The 21602-nt window shown below is 41.6% G+C and carries 11 protein-coding genes; 2 read left to right on the top strand and 9 right to left on the bottom strand.

The window, feature by feature from the left end; genetic code table 11:
- Positions 1-30: 30 nt before the first annotated feature.
- The 6 genes from L3Q70_RS07490 to L3Q70_RS07465 form a co-directional block, all read right to left on the bottom strand.
- A complete protein-coding gene (locus tag L3Q70_RS07490; protein ID WP_237115156.1) occupies positions 31-2430 on the bottom strand; it encodes a glucan 1,4-alpha-glucosidase in 2400 nt (799 codons plus the stop codon).
- Between the two features lie 9 nt (positions 2431-2439).
- Positions 2440-3927, bottom strand: a complete 1488-nt coding sequence (locus L3Q70_RS07485; RefSeq protein WP_237115155.1) for an MFS transporter — start codon at positions 3925-3927, stop codon at positions 2440-2442.
- Positions 3920-5797 carry an alpha-amylase family glycosyl hydrolase gene (locus tag L3Q70_RS07480; protein WP_237115154.1) on the bottom strand — a complete coding sequence of 626 codons (1878 nt, stop codon included), beginning with the start codon at positions 5795-5797 and terminating at the stop codon, positions 3920-3922. Before L3Q70_RS07480 ends, L3Q70_RS07485 begins: the two co-directional genes overlap by 8 nt.
- 91 nt (positions 5798-5888) lie before the next feature.
- A complete protein-coding gene (locus L3Q70_RS07475; protein WP_237115153.1) occupies positions 5889-7739 on the bottom strand; it encodes a glycoside hydrolase family 13 protein in 1851 nt (616 codons plus the stop codon).
- A gap of 2 nt (positions 7740-7741) precedes the next feature.
- Positions 7742-9238, bottom strand: a complete 1497-nt coding sequence (locus L3Q70_RS07470; RefSeq protein WP_237115152.1) for a tryptophan halogenase family protein — start codon at positions 9236-9238, stop codon at positions 7742-7744.
- A 104-nt stretch (positions 9239-9342) separates the two neighbouring features.
- Positions 9343-12132 (bottom strand): TonB-dependent receptor, encoded by a 2790-nt coding sequence (locus L3Q70_RS07465; protein ID WP_062568921.1) that lies wholly within the window; start codon positions 12130-12132, stop codon positions 9343-9345.
- Positions 12133-12806: 674 nt separating this feature from the next.
- Here L3Q70_RS07465 and L3Q70_RS07460 point away from each other — a divergent pair.
- On the top strand, positions 12807-14432 hold the full coding sequence (locus tag L3Q70_RS07460) for an alpha-glucosidase (protein WP_237115151.1): 1626 nt from the start codon (positions 12807-12809) through the stop codon (positions 14430-14432).
- 59 nt (positions 14433-14491) lie between these two features.
- On the opposite strand, the gene L3Q70_RS07455 is transcribed toward L3Q70_RS07460, so the two are convergent.
- A complete protein-coding gene (locus tag L3Q70_RS07455) occupies positions 14492-15040 on the bottom strand; it encodes a TIGR00645 family protein (RefSeq protein ID WP_062568919.1) in 549 nt (182 codons plus the stop codon).
- Between the two features lie 238 nt (positions 15041-15278).
- Between L3Q70_RS07455 and L3Q70_RS07450 the strand changes: the two genes are divergently transcribed.
- Entirely contained in the window at positions 15279-15521 is a 243-nt protein-coding gene (locus L3Q70_RS07450; RefSeq protein WP_062568918.1) for a hypothetical protein, read from the top strand.
- A gap of 112 nt (positions 15522-15633) precedes the next feature.
- Here L3Q70_RS07450 and topA read toward each other — a convergent pair whose 3' ends face one another.
- Positions 15634-18300, bottom strand: a complete 2667-nt coding sequence (gene topA / locus L3Q70_RS07445; RefSeq protein ID WP_237115150.1) for a type I DNA topoisomerase — start codon at positions 18298-18300, stop codon at positions 15634-15636.
- Positions 18301-18606: 306 nt separating this feature from the next.
- The gene (locus L3Q70_RS07440; protein WP_237115149.1) at positions 18607-21597 is read right to left on the bottom strand and encodes a hypothetical protein; all 2991 of its coding nucleotides are present in this window, start codon (positions 21595-21597) and stop codon (positions 18607-18609) included.
- Positions 21598-21602: the final 5 nt, after the last annotated feature.

Raw genomic sequence — 21602 nt, 5'->3', positions numbered from 1 at the left:
GTGGCTTTTGTGTTACTGCGTTAGTAAAACTTACTTCAATGCGTCTTCAACAACTGGGTAATGATCCCATACTTGTTTGTCGCTCACTGAGCGAAGTAACTTGATGTATTCAGCATGAGTCCAAGCAAGCGGTGTGGCTGAGTTTGTACCCTCACCTAGCTGATAGCCTGCTTTATTGTTACCTACCCCATCCCAAACTTGTTCAGGTAACATCATCCCTTCATTAGCAAATGCTTCCATGCCTTTTACATAGGTGTCTTTAATTGCTTGTTGTTTCATTGCATCAAGGCTATTAGTTGCGTTTGCCGCAGCGATTTCATAGTGACCACGCTCACCTGTGAAAAACGGCCATACACGACCACGTTGACCAGGGGTGTTGTTACCACCTTCGGCATAGTTGTTACCTGTCACTTCATCTTCACCGTAACCATCGTTACCATAGCGGCGGTAGCCTGGGAATGAACCTGACCCATCAGCAAAATTAAAGGTGTAACGTACTTGCAGGTTATCAACTAAGGTTTCGTCATCATACTCTGGTAATGTTTTTACAATACTTGGCGCAAGTGCATCACGAACACCATAACGTACAAGCTCTAAGAAACCACCATCAAGGATTTGCTTTTTATCAAAGCCTTCACGACCATTATTAGCGTTAAGTGTAGTTGATGAGTTTGGATCTTTGTCTTGACCAATACGAATGAAATATTCGCCATCGCTGTTTTCAGACTTAAGGTTACCTTGAGTCGTAAACATCGTGCTTTCAATTTCACTGTTGTAGGTTTTAGCCGTTGCTAGGTAACGCTCTGCATTTTTGGTGTCGCCTGCTTTTTTAGCAATATCAGCAGCTGTCACTAAGCCTGCAACAACCGCAGCAGTTGTTGAAGGTGAGAAGCCATTTTGTTCTTCCCAACGCTCTTGTTGTGTTGCGGGTGGTGTAACTTGCGTGTCGTTCCAAAGAATTTTCGCAAGGCCACCATCAACCAAGAAATCAGCAGCTGGCTTTAACATTTTGCCATACCAATCTGTCAGCTCTTGATCGTTAAGTACGCCTGCTTGATGTAGTTTCCATGCAAGCATAATTGGCATTGCTGTTTGGTCAAGCTGTACACCTACCCACTCAAGCTCACCATCAACGTGCGTCTTTTGTAAGAACCACCCAGTGTCACCACCATTACCTGGTGTATTATCTGTTACTTGTACTTTTTCTAGATATTCAAACGCTGTCTTGGCGGTACGTGTATCACCCATGGCCATAAATGCCATTGCTACTTGATAGAAATCACGAACCCAAACCGCTTTATAACCGGTAGAACCTGTTTTAGCTGATACTGTTTCACCCCAAGGGTTAGAAAGTGACGCAATTAAAGCACCGGCATGGGTTTTATCTTCTTGCGCTTTTAACACCATGGCACTGGTGTAGAGCAACTTACCATTATCAGCGGTGCTATTAGATAATGTGCTCAAAGGCTCAAGGCTTGCTAAGTAGTCTTGCCAACCAATTGCAGCACCCTCACCGTTATAGGCAGCAAGCACTTTTTGGTAGCCTTGGTTTAAACTTGCTTGACCTTCTTTTAAACTTGCAGCTTCAGAGTTACCAAAACTTAAAGCTAAATCAAAAGTGGTGTTCTTTGATACTTCGCCAAGCTCTGCAAGTAAGCTTACATTGCCCGACTTATCACCCGTATTTTGGTAAGTCGTTGATAATGATTGCGATGCTTTTAACTCTTTTAAGCCATCACTTACACCCGTAAAGCCAACGCTTGCTTGCTTAAATGGTTGAGCTGCTTGTAAAGATAAAAAGTTATCATCCTGCCAAGCAACCAGACCCTTGTCGGTCACTTTTGCAAAGTCATCTAAGCCATTGTTATCAATATAAGGGTTTACATTAACGTAGGCTTTCACACCATCAAGATCTGTATTAAATACGCTACGAACAAACAATGTTTGACCGTTAGGATCAGTGAAGATATGTTTTTCTAGGGTGAAACGGCCTTGTTTATCTTTACTGACTACTTTATAAGCAAGCGATAATGGGCGACCCGCGTCGTCTTTGTATAAATAATCAATGCTTACATCCAGATCATCACTTTCTGTTACGGTAAAGTCTTTACCGACTACAACAAACTGCATATCTTTGATTTGTGCTTGGTGAATTAAACCAAACATGGTTTCTGTGATCATGCCTTTCGCGATTGAAAACCAAACTTTTGATACTTTGCCTGTAGCGGCAGAGTCGCTGTAATGGCCGTCTTGGTATTGCTCATACGATGTACCAATACCTGTTTTACCAGAGTATGCCCAAAAAGGCTCAACACCTGGCGCACCAGGCGCAGAAACCTGCTTTACTGCTGTATTAACTGATTGCTCTGAACTACAAGCTGTTAAACCTAACGCTAACAAGCTTGCTGTAATGAGATTAATTTTTTTCATTGTGTGTCCTTAGTATTGTTGCTTAACGCGCAGTACAGCAATTGCTGCTAGTACGAATGACACTGCACCTAGCACTAACGCATAAATCGGTTGATTATCAAAAAAGTGGCGTAAAATTAGGCCTAATACGCTTGCCGCCAAAAGCTGCGGGATAACAATAAAGAAGTTAAAGATACCCATGTACACACCCATTTTCTTACTCGGTACTGAGGTACTTAACATTGCGTACGGTAAAGAGAGAATTGATGCCCAAGCGAAACCGACACCAATCATCGGCCAGATAAGTAAACTCGGATCTTTGATAATAATAAAGCTCACCAGCCCTAATGCACCTAACACAAGATTGATAGCATGGGCCATTTTAAGCCCCACTTTTTTTACGATGATCGGGATACACATTGCAGCAATGGCAGCAAAACCATTGTAAGCGGCAAATAATACGCCAACCCAGTCCGCACCGTTATTGTAAGCAAGTGAGCTTGTATCACTGCTGCCGTAGTGGAAACTGGTTACCGCTGAGGTGGTATAAATCCACATTGCAAACAATGAGAACCAGCTAAAAAATTGCACCCAAGCCAATTGCTTCATTGCCTCAGGCATTGTGAATACATCATTCACAACTTGATAAAAGCCACCACTGGTTGCGTTTTTAGCTTTTAAAGCACCAGCAATAAATTGAATAACACCAAAGCTAATCAAACCACCAGCAAGCAAATAAAGCTCTTTTTCAAGCGATAGGCCTGTAACAATACCCAGAACGACAAGGCCAAGAACCGTAAAAATTGCAGCGCCTTTGTTAAAGTTTACATCACTTTGAACATCGTTTGAGTCATCGCTCTGCTCTTGTTCATGAAAGCTTTCAAGCTCTTGGGGTGAATATTCTTTGGTGGTGAATACGGTCCAAAAAACGGCGACGAGTAACACAACGGCACCAAAGTAAAACGAAAATTTCACAGAGTCAGGAATTTGCCCTGCAGGTGCTGTATTGGCAATATCGAACCAGTTAGTCATCATCCAAGGTAGTGCAGAGGCTACAACCGCGCCAACACCAATGAAGAAGCTTTGCATCGCATACCCTGTTGCACGTTGTTTTTTTGGCAGGTTATCGCTCACAAGGGCACGGAAAGGCTCCATAGTCACGTTAATTGACGCATCCATGATCCATAACATACCCGCTGCAATCCAGAGGCTTGGTGAGTTAGGCATAATGAATAACGATAACGTCGTTAAAATAGCCCCATAGAAAAAGAATGGACGGCGGCGACCTAACTTATTCCATGTTTTATCGCTCCAATAACCGATGATCGGCTGCACAATAAGGCCTGTTAGTGGCGCAGCAACCCAGAGGATTGGAATGTCGTCAACATTCGCACCTAGGGTTTGAAAAATACGGCTCACATTACCATTTTGTAATGCAAAGCCAAATTGGATGCCAAGGAACCCAAAGCACATATTCCATATTTGCCAAAAGCTTAGCGTTGGTTTGTTATTATTCATTGTCAGCCTTTAAGGTAAATACTGCACTGCTCAAGCCATTCAGTTGTAATTGAATTGGCGCATTCGTTGTTGCCTCAGAAATCACAATGTCAGCATGATTTTCGAGGTTATCAGTTAACGTTAAACCACTGTGGTTAAGCTTAGGTAACAACGCTTGGTTAAGAGTAAGCTCAACATTTTGTGGGTTTTCTGAAAAGTTACTTACCACAAGCACCAGCTGTTGACCTAGCTTGCGCGTAAAGGCAATGACTTGTTCTGAGCCGGTCAATTCAACCGCTTGCATGTCACCGCCGACAATGGCAGGAAGTGAGTTTAATGACATTAACTTCGTGTAGTAAGCGCGAAGGTTAGCTTGCTCTTTTGAAAGTGCACCGCCATCGAATTTACCATTATTCATCCACGCTTGATGCGCAGGTACACCCATATAATCGAAAATGCTGGTACGCGTTGGGTCGCCAAAACCACCGTCCTCAGAGCCATCTTCACCGACAGCTTGACCAAAATAGAGTAAGGTCGGCGAGCGCGACATTAAGGTAGACACCACCATCGCTGGCTTGCCTTTTTCACTGCTACCCGCGAAATCTGGGCTAGCAATGCGTTGCTCATCATGGTTTTCTAAAAAGTGCAGCATGTGCTCTTCAATATCAGCCACTTGGCTTTGAATATCGAAAATAGTATCCGCTGGTTGCTTACCTTGCATCACAGCTTTAACCGTGTCGTAAAAACCGACTTTGTCGTACAGATAATCCATCTTACCTTGCTCGATATAAGGACGGTAAAGCGTTGGGTTATAAACCTCGGCTAGAATAAAGGCATCGCTTTTTTGCATCTTGATTGATGAGTTTAAAAAGCTCCAGAACTCAACAGGCACCATTTCAGCCATATCATAACGAAAACCATCGACACCTTTATCTAACCAATATAGTGCGATATCGCGAAACTTATACCAGCTATTTGGCAGGTCTTTATCTTGCCAAAATGCGTAGTGCGCACGGTAATCTTTATCAGCGTAATCAGCAGGTAGCATCGGGAAATCATAACTACCATCTGGTTTCACACCGTAATTGATTTTAACTGTTTCGTACCAATCATTGATGTCAGGTTTAGCGGCACGTGCCCCATTGCCCGTCCATTTTGCTGGTGTTTCAGCAAACTGATTATCAGCAAGTGGATGCGGATTACCACCTAAGACTTGATAGCTATCACTGCTGGGAACTTGAAATGACTGCCCTGTTACATAATAAAAATTATTATCGCGCGCATACGTTTTTGTCGTGTCATCATCAGCGCCAAAATCTTTAATGCCTGCTGGTTTGGCAACCGATTCGTAGTTACGCGCTACGTGGTTTGGCACAATATCAATAACAACTTTCATACCGTGCTCATGAGTGCGATTGATTAGCTCTACAAACTCTTCTAAGCGACGCTCAGGGTTAATTGCTAAATCAGGATTAACATCGTAATAATCTTTCACCGCATACGGCGAGCCTGCACGCCCTTTTACAACATCAGGGTCATCTTGTGACAAACCGTATTCGGTATAATCAGTTACTAAAGCATGACGCGGCACACCTGTATACCAAACATGCGTTGTACCTAGCTCTTTAATGCCTTGTAATGCTGCATCATTAAAATCAGCGAATTTGCCTACCCCATTTTCTTCTAATGTGCCCCAAGGTTTATTGGTGGTGTTTGTATTACCAAATAATCGAGTGAATACTTGGTATACCACAGGCTTGGAGATAGCGGCTTGGCTAGATTCAGATTGCGTTTTTTGTGTGTTCTGCTCTGCTGGTGCATCGCGACCACAGGCAGTTAAACCTAGTACCGATGCCACGACTAACGCGGTTATTTTATATGTTGTCATCATTACTTCATTTTTCTGTAAATATCAGTTCATACTAATGTTAAGGGCTGCATACGGACAGTAAATGCATACGTATTCAGCCTATTAGTTGCAATTATTCAAGCTCGATTAAGCGTGCTTGCATCGCTTTTAAGCGGATTGGCGTAGCAAGATCAACGCGCTTTTCGCTGATTAAATCGCGCCCTTTGTTAGTGCCTTTTAGCACTTCTTGCATGTAGCTTAAGTCCCAATCAATGGCTTGTTGGTTTTTGTTTAAAATTACCAATACAGATTGGCCATTGTGCTCTCTCACATAGCTGTAAACGCCTTGCTTTGGTGAAAAATGCATTAAACGACCTTCACTTAGCGCTGGTTTTTCCTGGCGCAGCTTAAGCAGTTTTTTAATGGTACTTAACATCTCTTGCTGATCAGCTGAAAGCCCTTTGCCTGTGAAAGCATTTGCTTTTTGACCTTTAAAGCCACCTGGGAAGTCAATACGAATATCACCGTGATCATTACTTGGCGTGTTATCAAGCAACAGCTCAGTGCCGTAATAAATTTGTGGAATACCGCGAGTTGTTAACAGTAGCGTCATGGCCAATTTCGTTTTTGCTAAGTCTTGCCCAAGCTCAGTGTAAACACGACTCATGTCATGGTTATCTGCAAACACTAAAATGTTATCGGTATCTGCATATAAAAAGTCATTCGCTAGCGATTGATACACTTTTATCCAACCTGTATTCCAACTTTCCTCTTCATTAAGTGCTTGGATCAGTGCTTCTTGTAATGAAAAATCCATCACACTTGGTAAATCAGAGGTATAGCCATCTTGATTGACTTTGCCGCGCTGCCAATAAGAAGCAATTGCTGGGTTGGTTGTCCACTCTTCGCCAACAATATTAAAGTTCGGATACTCACTCATAATCGCGTGAGTCCAATCAGCTAAAAAAGCTTTATCTGAGTATGAATAGGTATCAACACGAATGCCGCTTAAATTGGCATATTCAATCCACCATATGGCATTTTGAATCAAATAAGTAGAGAGTAGCGGCTGGCGCTGATTTAAATCAGGCATCGACTCAACAAACCACCCATCATTAAATTGACGTTTATCGTATTGGCTGGCATGAGGGTCTTGAATTGTTTGTCTGGCGTGGCTTGTGGCATTTTTACCGTTTTCAAACTTGCCATCAAAGTTAACCCAATCTGCTGTTGGCATATCAACCATCCACTGATGCGATGAACCAAAGTGGTTAAGTACCATGTCCATCACTAAGCCGATGCCATGCTCTTTCGCTTCTGCGGATAAGGTTTTGTAAAGTGCATTACTGCCCATACGCGGATCAACCTTGTAGAAGTCAGTAATGGCATAACCATGATAAGAATAACTTGGCATGTCATTTTCAAGCACAGGTGTTAACCAAAGTTGCGTTACACCTAAGTCCTCAAGATAATCTAGGCTATTAATAACACCTTGAATATCACCGCCATGACGACCTCCTTTGAAGCTCGGATTTGCAGCCTCCTGCATACCTGCAACGCTGTCGTTACTTGGGTCACCATTTACAAAGCGATCAGGATTGATTAAATACAGCGTATCTTTGTTTGTAAAGCCATCGCGGTTGGCACTTTGCTTATCTCGAGCATTTAATGGGTAAGTAAACGTTGTGCCATCTTCAGCTTTAAAAGTCAGTTTTCCCGGCTTTGTATTATCGCTGATGTTTAAATCTAAAAAAGCGTAGTTAGGGTTATTTGTTGTTGTCACCCCTTTAAACTCAACGCCTTTATAAGGCATCATTTGCCAGGTTTTGTTAGCAATATTGTTATCGTAAAGCATGACTTGCAGTGAGTTGTTTTGCATCCCTACCCACCAATTTTCTGGTGATGCGGTAATTGCATAACTTGCAGTCGAGTTGAAAAGCGTGAATGCGGTGGTTAACGCTAAAAATATCTGTGTTTTTTTCATAATTAATTTTGTACTTTTTCTAAAAATTGACGGTGGCTCGGCAGTTGCTCAACGGCACTATTAATCAAGGTTTTTAAACTACTAAATAGCTCATTTAATTGCTCATCGGATAATGCATCAGCCAATGGGTGATGATCCTCTGCAATGAGTCCTTGCCCTATCATCACTTGCTGCCATGCCACTTCGGCAAATAATTCATCGTCTTCTCTTACGAGCTTGCCGCTGGTTTTAAATAGCTCAATTTTCTTTTTAAGACTGCTTGGAATATCCATATTTTTACAAAAACGCCAAAATGCAGTGTCATCACGCTCAGTTAGTTTGTAATGAAGAATGATAAAGTCACGAATTCGCTCAAATTCTGTTTTACTTTGTTGATTAAATTCATCCACAAGGCATTGCTTAATACCTTGATGAGGAAAAAATTTAATTAAACGAATCGCTGCACTTTGAATTAAATGAATACTGGTCGATTCTAATGGCTCTAAAAAACCGCTCGATAAGCCAATCGATACCACATTTTTATGCCACTGTTTTAAGCGCCGCCCTGTTTTAAATTTAATAAATCGCGGCTCTGTGAGTTGTTTTGCAGGTAAGTTGTCCAACAGCTGTTGTTTTGCCGCTTCGTCTGATAAGAAACGAGAAGAATATACAAGGCCGTTGCCTACACGATGCTGTAATGGAATTTGCCATTGCCAGCCTGAGTCTTTTGCAATCGAGCGTGTATAAGGAATTGCATCCGTTGCTGATTCACTTTGTACTGCAACAGCACTATCGCAAGGCAACCAGTGCGACCAATCTTCAAAACCAGTATTTAGTGTCTGTTCTATCAATAAAGCGCGAAGGCCTGTGCAATCAATAAATAAATCGCCATCTATTTGCTCGCCATTTTTAAGCTGCAAAGAGCGAATAAGTCCGCTTTCATGGCATTGATTAACCGATTCAATTTTGCCTTCAATGCGTTTAACGCCCTGTGATTGCGCTAATTCTTTTAAGAATTCGCCATATCGAGTGGCATCAAAATGGTAAGCATAGTGTAAGCCCGCTAACTGGGTGTTAGGAATATGTTTAAGGTGGGCAAATTTATGAGCTTTGGCAGCTTGATAATTAAGTGAAAAATCCCAAAAATCAGGTACATTATTAGCGTGATGTGCTTTTAACCAAAAATGATAAAACTCACAAAACGGAAAATCTTTACCTATCTCACCAAAGGCGTGCATATAGCCGTGACCTTGGCTGCGCCAATTCTCAAACTCGATACCGAGCTTAATCGTTGCGCCAGTGGCCTCTATAAATTCTTTTTCTGAAATGCCAAGTGCACCATTAAGATGTAAAATAGGCGGAATACTTGCTTCACCTACCCCAACGGTGCCAATTTCAGCTGACTCAACAAGTGTAATTTCGAGCACTTTACCCAGTACTTTATTGAGTAATGCGGCAGTGATCCATCCTGCAGTACCACCACCGGCAATTACAACCTTCGTTATCTTTTTTGAACCCATAGTACACCTAACACCAATTTCAATTTATTGAGTGTAGCTCACTGATACAAAAAAGCCCTTGTAAAACAAATCACAAGGGCAATTTCTATCACTACATTAGCTTATTACAGCTTGTAGCTGAAGCCTAACAGGAATGTACGACCGTAGTCTTGGTAATCACGCACTTGTAGTGAGTTATCACCTTGTAGTGATGTAAACGGCTCTTCAGTGATGTTCTGAACTTGGAATGTTACAGATAAACCGTCAAGGCTCTCTACGCCGCCTTCACTAAAGTCGTAACCAATTTGCGCATCCCAAATTGTTTCGCCTTTAATATCAACTTGTGTAGTCGCAAAACCTAAACCGTATACATCACCTTTAAAATCGCTGCGCTTACGCATGCTAGTACGCGCTTGGAAACCGTTACGCTCAAAGTACACTGTTAAGCTATCGATTTGGTCAGATAAACCAGGTAGCTCATACTCATTACCGTTTTGGTCTGTAATATCTTGCTCAACACCTGTGTGACTTGCGATTAAACCAAAGCCATCAAGTGAATCACTAAACATGGTGAACGGCAGTGTTAATGAAAGCTCATAACCCCAAAGGTCACCAGAGCCACCATTTACTTTACCAGAACCAGTACCTGTTGAAGTTGCTGGAATCTCACCTGTTGATGGGTCAGCAACACCGCTCATATCAATTTCGTAAGTACCATCAAAGATCCACTGCGTAATATCTTTATAGAAAAATGCAGCGGCAAAATAACCTTCTTCATGGAAGTAGTTTTCGTAGCTTAAGTCAAAGCCAGTTGCTTCTTTAGGCTCCAGCTCAGGGTTACCACCTGATACACTCCAGTAATTACCGTTTTCATCTGGTTGTTGATTATAAGATGCATTAACTGATGAGTTCATTTCGTCTAAGCGGGCACGAGAAATTGTTTTCGCTGCGCCGAAACGTACGGTTTGCTCTTCATCGATTGCAAATGATAAGTTTAAGCTTGGTAAGAAATGGCTGTAATCGTGACTTACATCTGTTGGAGATACAACGACTAGACCGTCAACTGTGTTAGCAGCGAAGCCTTGTGAAGACTGTTCAGTTTTAACATAGCGAACACCAATGTTACCTGTTACTGGGATTGAACCTAGCTCTGCATTAATGTCTGCTTGAGCAAAGAACGCTGTCACTTCTTCTTGTACTGTCCACGATTGTGTCTTGTGCTTTGAATCAGTTAAGCTTTCTTGAAGTAAGCTGTAGTAGCCATCATTCACTAAAGCATTGGTATCATAAGCAACCATATTGCCCATACCAATGAAATCAAGGCTCGCCGTACCTAAGCGGTATTGCTCTGGGATTGATAACATACCAGGGTTTGAAAGTGAGAAGTCTTTTAACGTCATGAAGTAACCTTCAGACAGTTTACTCTTCTCACGGTCACGATATGACACACCGAATGACACGCGGCTGATATAAGCGTTATCAAGGACTTTGCTTGCAGCAAGCTTCAATGTGCTTAGTTCATCATTGATTTCTGGCGCATTGATAAAGCCATCTTGTGCGGTATTCTCGTATTCAGTACCAGTTAAACCATATTTATCATTCAGAGCAGCACTTGCACCCCAGGATAATGGACCACCTAGTTGAATTAAATCATAATCACTGTAATCAAGGTTATGGCTGAATTGTGCCCCTGTGTTACCACCGTCAAATACATAACCAATATCATCTGCAATGCCATTTGCATCGCCACGACCTGTACCTGAGTAGCTTTCGATACTCCAGATTTGACGTTCAACTTCAGAGCGACTAGCGTCAAACTCTACTGACCAGTCATCACTGATATCGTACTTAGTGTTAAAACCAAATTGAGTTAGCTCTGCATTACGCTCTTCATAGTCATTACGCACTACAACACGTTGACCTTGTGTAACAGCACTGGTTATAAAACCTGAGTCTGCATCAACAACGGCTGAACTAGGGTCGATTGAACCTTGACCCCATGCAAATGGAACTTCGATACCACGTAGGATTTTTTCATCTGAAAAATCCACATACAAAGCATCGAATGTCATATTTAAACGGTCATTCGGTGCTGCTTCTAACACGAACATGGCTGTATCACGTTCAAGTGTCGATGAGCGTACAAACGGCTTAGCGCCACCTAAGATAGAATAGGTATTACCATCTTCGCCGGTAAATTCTGGGTAGCCCCATGAGTTCCAACGCTTCTCTTGATTTGGAGAGCTCATCGTATTGTAGGCAAATGCAACGCCGATGGTGTCATCAGCAAACTGATCGATATAAGAAATTGTGCCACGAAACCCTTTATCGTCGCCGTCTGGGTTTAATTTATCAAAGCCTGTTTGCTCATATTGACCATTGAACATGATAACTTGCTCACCTTTGCTTAAAGGTTTTACAGTTTGCATGTCAATTACGCCAGCAATACCTTCGGCTTCAATACCTGCACTCGGTGTTTTATATACAGTTACACCGCTCATGATTTCTGATGGGTAAAGGTCAAATTCAACGCCACGGTTGTCACCAATTGACACCTGTTCACGACCATTGAAAGTTGTGGCACTTTCGTTTTCGCTAAAACCACGAACACTAACCCGACTTGCACGTCCATCTAGACGCTGGGCTGTTAAACCAGGAAGACGCGCGATCGATTCAGCGATTGATGAATCAGGTAATTTACCGATATCTTCTGCTGAGATTGACTCAACGACTTCAGGTGTGAAGCGTTTCGTATTAATAGACTCTACAACACTGCCACGAAAACCTTTTACTTCGATAACCTCAACGTTATCATTTTTTGCTTTTTGGTCTTCTTCAGCAGCATACGCTACAAAACTATTTAAACCTGCGGCTGTAAGAGCCAGAGTTAATATACTTGGTTTGAACATAGACATAATGTTTTCCCATTACCCAAATTGTAATGCCAACGTGATGCAGTTATCTGTTTCAGAAAAGCTGTTATTCGCTGACTGATTTTGTTGTCGAGATGAATATTAACGCTCAGCTTATTTTCTTAACAAATTTATGCATACGTATTCAGCCTAGTTCATGCAATTTAAATTTAACAAATATTTTACAGGTGAAATAGTTAAGTTGCTGATTATTATTTATTTATTTTCAAAGCCAAGTAAGGAAATGTGAATGAAACAAAATTGTCTTACTTTAAGCACCCAAACTGGGACCTGACTGTAAAAGCTAATACTTACTAGTGATCAAAGAGGATAGAAAAATTATTACTTCTAATTCAACACAGCGAATGTTAATTGGTCATACCAAAAAACTTGTTGCACCACTTTGTGACAAGCCAGCTATTTTATGCACCACAGTGGATTTTTAGTTGTGTTTTTTAGGACAGTAAAAAATTGGTAAAGAATTTCACATTAAAAATTAATTCAACACACACGACTAGCGTTAATAAATTATGCTTAGTTAAAACGTTAATTTAACGTGCATACGTATGCAGAGTTTTTACAGCCTACCCCCCTTCACGTATGCTTTTGACATTCTGGTAATCCTTGTGAGGTTACCTCTCAGTTTACAGACACTGAATGTCACGATGGAGAAAAACATGACTCAAAAGCAGTGGTATAAAGGTGCGGTTATTTACCAAGTTTATCCGCGTAGCTTCCAAGACACTAATGGCGATGGCATTGGCGATATCAAAGGCATCATTGATCGTATCGATTACATTAAGAGCCTTGGCGTGGATGCAATTTGGGTCTCACCTTTTTTTAAATCACCAATGAAAGATTTTGGTTACGACATCAGTGACTACCGTGACATAGACCCTATCTTTGGTAACCTCGATGACTTTGATGAGTTAATTGCACAAGCACACCAACGTGATATTAAAATTATTATTGATCAAGTATTAAGCCATACATCAGATCAACATCAATGGTTTCTTGATAGCCGTGAAGATAAGACTAACGACAAATCTGATTGGTATGTTTGGGCGGATGCAAAGCCTGATGGTACACAACCAAATAACTGGTTATCAATCTTTGGTGGTCCTGCATGGCAGTGGGAGCCTCGCCGTGGCCAATATTACTTGCATAACTTTTTTGCTGAGCAGCCAGATCTAAACTTCCATAATCCTGAAGTACGCAAAGCGGTATTAGACAATGTTGAGTTTTGGCTGAAAAAAGGCGTTGATGGCTTCCGTTTAGATGCCATAAACTTCTGTTACCACGACGCTCAATTACGTGATAACCCTGCAAAGCCACCTGAAAAACGTCAAGGCCGTGGTTTTAGCGAAGACAACCCGTATGCGTTTCAGTATCACTATTACAACAATACGCAACCCGAAAACCTGAGCTTTATGCAAGACATTCGTGCCCTTTTGAATAAATACCCAGGTACTGTTGCATTAGGTGAGATTTCATCTGAAGACTCATTAGCAACCATGGCTGAATACACATCAGGCGGTGACAAGCTGCATATGGGCTATAGTTTTGAGCTACTAACTAATGACTACAGCGCAGAATATATTCGCACAACCGTTAACACGTTAGAGCAACGCATGACAGAAGGCTGGCCTTGTTGGGCATTTAGCAACCATGACGTAGAGCGTGTCGCTAGTCGCTGGAGTCAAGGTGAAAAAATTGAGCCACAGCAATGTAAAATGTTAACTGCCCTACTTGCTTCGTTACGTGGTAGCGTATGTATGTATCAAGGTGAAGAGCTAGGTTTGGGTGAAGCCGAAGTCGCGTTTGAAGACTTACAAGACCCATATGGCATTACATTCTGGCCAAACTTTAAAGGTCGCGATGGCTGTCGTACGCCTATGCCATGGGATGCAAGTGATGCAGAACAAGCAGGCTTTTCTACAACAAAACCATGGTTGCCAGTGGGCGATGCCCATAAGGTCGCAGCGGTAAGTACACAAGACCAAGATAAAGATTCGATTTTAAACGCTTACCGTGAATTTATGGCATGGCGTAAAGATAAAAACGTACTATTAGAAGGTGATATTGAATTTATTAATACAGAAGAACCTGTACTTGCTTTCTATCGTGCTTTGGACGGCGTTAAAATACTTTGTGCATTCAACTTAGGTGCACAAAGTAGCGAGCTTGTTATCGCAGATACTATATCTTCACAGCATACTGAGCTCTCTCATCACACAGCTGAATTAAACAATAATAAAGTCACTCTGCCCGGGTTCGGTTGCTTTTATGCAACCCTGAATTAAACATCAGTTGTTAAAGCCAAGCCCTGCAATTGCAGGGCTTTTTCATGATTGTAGCGCTATCAATGATTCATCGTCTTACTGTTAATATAATCCGTTAAAGCAAATAACACCCCAGAGACCACAAATGTGACGTGAATTAATACTTTCCAAAGTAGTTCATCAGTGGAGTGATTATTCGAGCTGATAAACACCTTTAAGAGCTCAACAGCGGATATGGCCACGATAGCACTAATCAATTTCATTTTCAGGCCAGAGAAACCAACTTTGCCCATCCACACAGGGCGGTCTTCATGGTTTTCGATATTCAACTTTGAAACAAAGTTTTCATAACCACTGAAGATGATAATAAGTAGCAACCCTGCTAATAAAGCAGTGTCTACTAAGGTTAAAATACCAACTAGCAACTCTTGATTTGAGGCAGTAAACGTATTTAAGGCCATGCTGTACAAATATTTAAAGAACTTCAGTAGTAACAAAACAACAGCGACTAATAAGCCAATAAAGAACGGCGCTAATAACCAACGCGACCGAAAAATAAAACTCTCAACAACTTGCTCTACCTTGGTCGGTACTTTCTTTACTTTTGAATTTGTCACTTGCTCAGACATAACTAGATTCACTTTCCTTTTAAAATTAGGAAGATAATACGTGGAATTAGGGGCGTATAGCTAGTATTGCAGCCAAAAATATTGGTTGTTTCTTGTTTATCTTTACGATAAAAAAATTTCGTTATCTTTTTTAGAAATTTAGTTTATAACTTCATTCAAGCAAAGTGGGTTACACATTGCGCACCATTACTGTGTGATAAGCCAGTAATAATTAATTTTGTTGATTAGGAATAATTAAATGAAAAAAGCATTGCTAGCACTGATTTTGGCGCCGGTATTGACTATGTCTGCATCAAATGCAATCGCTAACGAAGCACCTGAAGCATCAGCTGAAATGATCAAAGAATACACTGAAATGTGTTTAAACTGGGCTAAAGATGATGACATCAGCAATGACGAGCTTAAACCTTACGTTTTAAAATGCGTGAATGATGAGCTTGAAGCTGAAGGCTACAAAAAAGTAAACGACGTACAAATCTAGCGTTTATAATTCAGATTAAAAAAACCGGAGCTGACACAAAGAGGTGCACTCCGGTTTTTTATTTTACTAATATTAATTCACTTAATTAAGCGAATTAATATAAAAAGACACGTTACTTTTTAGCTTTGCTGGCCGCTTTTTTCTTCGCGGGAGCTTTCTTTTTGCACTCTTCTACCCATTTGCCATTTTGGTAGTGTGCTGTCCAGCCTGTGGCTTTACCGTCGACTTCACTCATAACATACTGCTCTTTGTTTTTACGACTGTAACGTACTACAGCAAGGTTACCATCAGGGTCTTGCGTCGGTGCTTCAGCTAAATAATAAAACTTCTCTGAAATACGATCTTTAAAACGCTTAAGCTCTTCAACTTTTGGCGCTCGCGTTTCCCGTGATTTCGGAAAAGTATTTGCAGCTAAGAAAATACCGGATGCGCCGTCCCTTAGGACAAAATAAGCTTCTGACTTTTCACATTCAAGCTCAGGTAAATGAACCGGATCTTCTTTTGGTGGCGCGGCTTCGCCATTTTTAAGTAACTTACGCGTATTCTTACACTCTTCGTTACTACAGCCGAAGTATTTACCAAAACGACCTGACTTTAACTGCATGTCTGAACCACATTTATCACATTCGATAATTGGGCCGTCGTAACCTTTAATTTTAAAGGTGCCTTGCTCAACAATATAACCCTTACACGCAGGGTTGTTACCACACACATGCAACTTGCGTGTTTCATCAATTAAGTATGAATCCATCGCCGTTTCACAAATAGGACAACGCTTCATTTGCATTAATGTTTCTGTTTCAACATCTTCTACATCAGCAGCAATCGCTTCATCGCCTGGCACCAAATTCATGGTTGTTGTACAACGTTCTTTCGGTGGTAGGTTGTAACCTGTACAGCCCAAGAACACACCCGTTGATGCAGTACGAATACCCATCTTACGGCCACATGTTGGGCAATCAATATCTGTTTCAACCATCTGGTTTTGGCGCATTCCGCCTTGCTCTTCATCTCCAGAGGCTATTTCTAACTGCTTAGAAAAGTCCGCGTAGAATTTATCAAGCACCTGTGTCCAAACACGTTCGCCTTCAGCAATATCATCTAATCGACCCTCCATTTTAGCGGTGAAGTCGAAATTCATGAGATCTTCAAAGTTCTCTACTAAGCGGTCAGTAACAATCTCTCCCATTTTCTCGGCAAAGAAACGACGGTTTTCAACACGTACGTAACCACGGTCTTGAATCGTTGAGATAATGGATGCGTATGTTGATGGGCGACCAATACCACGCTTTTCAAGTTCTTTAACTAAACTTGCTTCGCTAAAGCGAGCTGGTGGTTTAGTGAAATGCTGTTTAGGATCAAGCTCAACAAGAGTGAGAACTTCACCCTCTTTCACCGCAGGTAAGGATTGATCTTCTTCATTTTTCTTGCGCACAGCAGGCTGAACTTTTGTCCAACCGTCAAAGCGAAGTACACGACCTTTCGCTTTCAATTGATAATCACCAGCAGCCACTGTCAGAGTTGTTAAATCGTACTCTGCAGGCACCATTTGACATGCCACAAATTGACGCCAGATTAACTCGTACAGCTTTTTAGCGTCTGCTTCAACACCATCTAAATGTCCAGACAGCACCGTTACACTTGAAGGACGAATTGCTTCGTGCGCTTCTTGTGCATTGCCCTTTGAGCTATAACTGATAGGTGCCTTTGGTAAGTATTTATCACCAAATTGCTCTGAAACGTAATCACGACACATTTCAACTGCATCTTTTGACAAGTTAGTTGAATCGGTACGCATATAGGTAATGTGACCCGCTTCATAAAGACGCTGTGCCAACATCATGGTCTTCTTAACACCATAACCTAAGCGTGTACTGGCAGCCTGTTGCATGGTTGAAGTAATAAACGGTGCGCTCGGTTTACTCTTACTTGGCTTTTCTTCAACGCTAATGACTTTGTAGTCAGCTTTTTCAAGTTCACTAACAGCAGACATCGCCTGCTCTTCATTAACGGGCTTAAATGCTTTATCAGCGTGTTTTGTAACTTCTAATCGTAATGCTGATTCGGTATTTTTGACATCAGCATGAATATCCCAGAACTCTTCAGGTACGAAGGCTTTGATTTCGCGCTCACGTTCAACCAGTAATCGAACTGCAACAGATTGCACGCGACCAGCTGATAACCCTCGGGCTACTTTCGCCCAAAGTAGTGGCGAAACCATAAAACCAACAACACGGTCTAAGAAACGGCGAGCTTGTTGTGCATACACCATGTCAGTGTTAAGTTCACCCGGTGTTTCGAAAGCTTGTTGAATTGCATTCTTGGTAATTTCGTTAAAAACAACACGCTTGTATTTTTCTGGCTCACCACCAATAATTTGCTCGAGGTGCCACGCAATGGCTTCCCCCTCTCTATCCAAATCGGTTGCGAGATAAATTTGGTCAGCGTTCTCTGCCAGTTTTTTTAATTCTTGAACGACCTTTTCTTTGCCTGGTAGCACTTCGTAGTGTGGTTCCCAACCCTTTTCAGGGTCGATTCCCATGCGGGCAACCAAGTTCTTATAATCGCGTTGCTTTTTATAGGCAGCTTTGTCTTCTGGTGACATTTTGCGAACTTCAGCAGGTGTTTTTGTTGCTGCCGTTTTTGCTTTGCCTGAACCTGAAGTCGGTAGATCACGTACATGCCCAACACTGGACTTAACGATAAAATCATTACCTAAGTATTTATTAATTGTTTTAGCCTTTGCTGGAGACTCTACAATTACAAGTGATTTTCCCATAGCTGCCTATTTCTGACCAAGAATTTTAAAGTTTTTTGCTCCTATAAATGTATATCCATCACATTATCTAAATAAGTATGATTTATTAACATTAGAGCACGAATATTTATAGGTATATCTACAAACACCAATTGTTACAAGCTTTTAATCGAAACTTTTCGATATTGACTGAATAATTAAACAATTTTTGTTGCTATTTTAGACAAATTAGCATTTTGCGGTATTTTTATGGGGAATATATAGAACAGCAACAAAAATGCCAACCTTATGGCTGGCATTTTTTAAAAATTATCTTAAAACGAAAGATTATCTGTCATCAAAAATTGCAATTGATTTACTGACAGTTTTGCTTCCACCAAGCTGGTTTTCAAACTCAAACGTTATCGTTAGAACGCCATCTTGATCTTGGTTACCATCCGTTTCTCGCGCAATTCTGACATCCGAATACATAGTTGTATCGCGATTAGTGCTAGGAATCGACTCTTGATGCTGAATAATAGAAAAGTCACCATTATTAGCAGAAATCGAAACGCGTGTGCCTGCAGGTAACGGATTGCCAAATTCATCACTATAATAGATACGAATATTAATACCAGCTAAGCCAATATCGAGCGTTTCAGGATCAGTTTCATTAGGGTCGTTCGCATCAAAGTCTGGATTCGGACGCGCAGCAACAGATAAATCAAGCTCTGCAACATCACACCACTGTGGTGCATCAGAGACTTCAAACTGACCAGCCAAAGAATCTGAACAGTCAGCAGGGACTAAAACTTCAAAAGGCGGTGACACAACATCATCCGATTTTAAAACTGCAAAACGTACGTACGGTTCATCACCTGACATGACAAGTTCGATTTGTCGGCGAACCTCTATTAACTCGCGCGTACACTGCCCTGCGTTAAATGCAGCTTCGCTACATAGCAAACCATTGTACTTACCGTCCGCATTGTCGTAAACACCATTGTTGTTAAGATCGCGCCATGTTTCGTTATGCCCACCGCGCGAGTTTTTCTCTGAACATGGGTCTGAATCAGCGTCATAGTCTTCACGATTAGCATCGCTACAATTGGCCTTATCGAAGCTGTTGTTTTCGTTATGGTCGTTGAAAGCTTCTGGTAAATCATATAAAGCGTAATATTCACCAATATCAAACAAACCATTACGACGAGTTACATCAGCTGTCGTTTCTTCGTCCTCAAAGTTTTCTTGCCCTTTTGCGACAGCAAGAATACTTGTTCGGCCTCCGCGCACAACCCCTTCAGGATCATTTTTAGCTCGCAATAAAGTACCGATACATGGCGCTGCATTACCAAAGTAAGGGTCGCAGTTAATTTCGTTTGTTTTCGGGTTAAAACCCTCTCTCGTTGCAGAGTTGCCGTCGATTTCACCAATGCGATTGCCCCATTTATAATCATAAAAAGGTCTTTCACCTTGCGAGCGCCATGTAATTTCACACAAAGCATTATTGGTGCGACAAACAGCTTCACGATTTTGCGGACCGATAACACCTGACTCTGTGAGTACCGTTGCTTCAACTCCGTCACTATTAAACTGATTAAATTGGTCACCAAAATACACGGTTAATGGAATTGTTATACCATTATAGTTAAGTGCGTTAGGGTTAAATACAGTCGGGCTAAGGTCAAAGCTATTTTGATCAGTCACCCCTGAGTACAATGCGAGTTGTGATGAAACAGCATTAATTTGCTCAGCCAGTGGAACTAAATGAAGCGTTCCATCAGGGCAGATTTCGTTACTAGGCTCTGTGCTACAAAGTTCTACTTCATCAGTCCAACATGATAAATCATCGCCTTCTGGTAAAGCGGCAACATCCTCTTTTGATACAAAACATGCTTTAACAACAAGCGGCCCTGGCACAATACCCGATGTAATCGTAGTTTGTACTACACCATTATTATCTGTGTTAGCACTGCGCTGTGTAAGCTTTGCTAAGCCAACTGAGTCAGTTAATTTAAAATCAATACGCTGCTGCGGTGATACAATGCCATCGGCATCAAGTAAGCGAAAACGCACCACAGATTGAGTTGGTAAACCGCCTTCACCCGGAGGAAGTGCAATGACGGGTTCAGATACATCAATAAATTGAATCGATTGCACAGCAGATACCTCAACAGGAATCGTCGTTGAGGCCGTAAAGTTTTTACCGCCTGTTTCAACGGTGATATTTACCACATCATCAATTGAACAACCATTCGCTCTATAAGTAGAACTAGCAATACCCCCAGATGATTTTACTGAAGCATCTATCGTTGAGTCGTTGCTCGCAACGCACGTAGAACTAAACTCTACATCTGTTGGTGTGGTGTATAAGTTTCCTTCTTCATCACGAAGAGTTACTTCTATAACAGTACTCCCCCCTGCTTTTAACGGTATTACGTTACCATTGCCATCAAAGTTTAAGCCGTTATCTACATCCAAAGTAAGATCAGCAATACCAACAGCAAAGTTAATATTCGCTGATTCATCCAAAGACGACACTGAAATAGTTCCTGCTCCGCCAGTATTACCCGGTTGTAATTTAAGCAGTGCAATACCAAAGTTATCTGTTAATGCTCTGCCAGATGAAGGAAGAACTGAACCTAGATCAGTCGTTACATCAACAAGTGCATTCGCAACGCCATCACCACTTTGCTCGTCCGTGACTGCAACGAATAAATCACCTAGCTCAGCAGAAGAAATAGAATTAGAGACAGTACAACCAGATGCTTGTGAAGTTGGGTCTAACCTAACGTTGTTTCTATTTTCATCCCATGAAGGGTTACAGCCGGTTAGCAATGAAACCGAGACTGAATACTGAGCCAATTCAGTTGATGCATCATCACCATTTGATATAAAACCAGCAACTTGCGTGATTGTTTCACCATTGTCATCCATATAGCTGGCAAGCACTTGTCCAGCCCCTTTTGAATCACCACTGCTCAATGTAACAGACGCTTCACCACTACTGTTTGTTAGAGCTGTACCAAGAACAGGCGTTATTCTGCCTGTAAAATTCGTTGTAAATGAAATTAGTTGACCATTTAGAGGTGTACCTGAGTCAAGTAAGGTTGCCGTTACAGTCCCTTTGTTTTCTTTACTAACAGGGTTGTCGGCTGTGAATTCCAAACCGTTAACATCACGGATTGATAAGCTCAAGGTTACGTTTTCTACAACCCCTGGCTCTACCGTTTCTGAACCATCTAAAGACCCGCCGTCTTTTTCTAGTGAACCACCACCGCCACAAGCGGCTAATAATGAGCTAAAAACTATAATACTCAGCCATCGCATTAAAGGCATCGACC

Origin of the sequence: Pseudoalteromonas sp. CF6-2 (assembly GCF_021729425.1) — a bacterium.
Lineage (GTDB): Bacteria > Pseudomonadota > Gammaproteobacteria > Enterobacterales > Alteromonadaceae > Pseudoalteromonas > Pseudoalteromonas arabiensis.
Note: the sequence above shows the minus strand (reverse complement) of the source record. Positions and strands in the feature narration are given on the sequence as shown.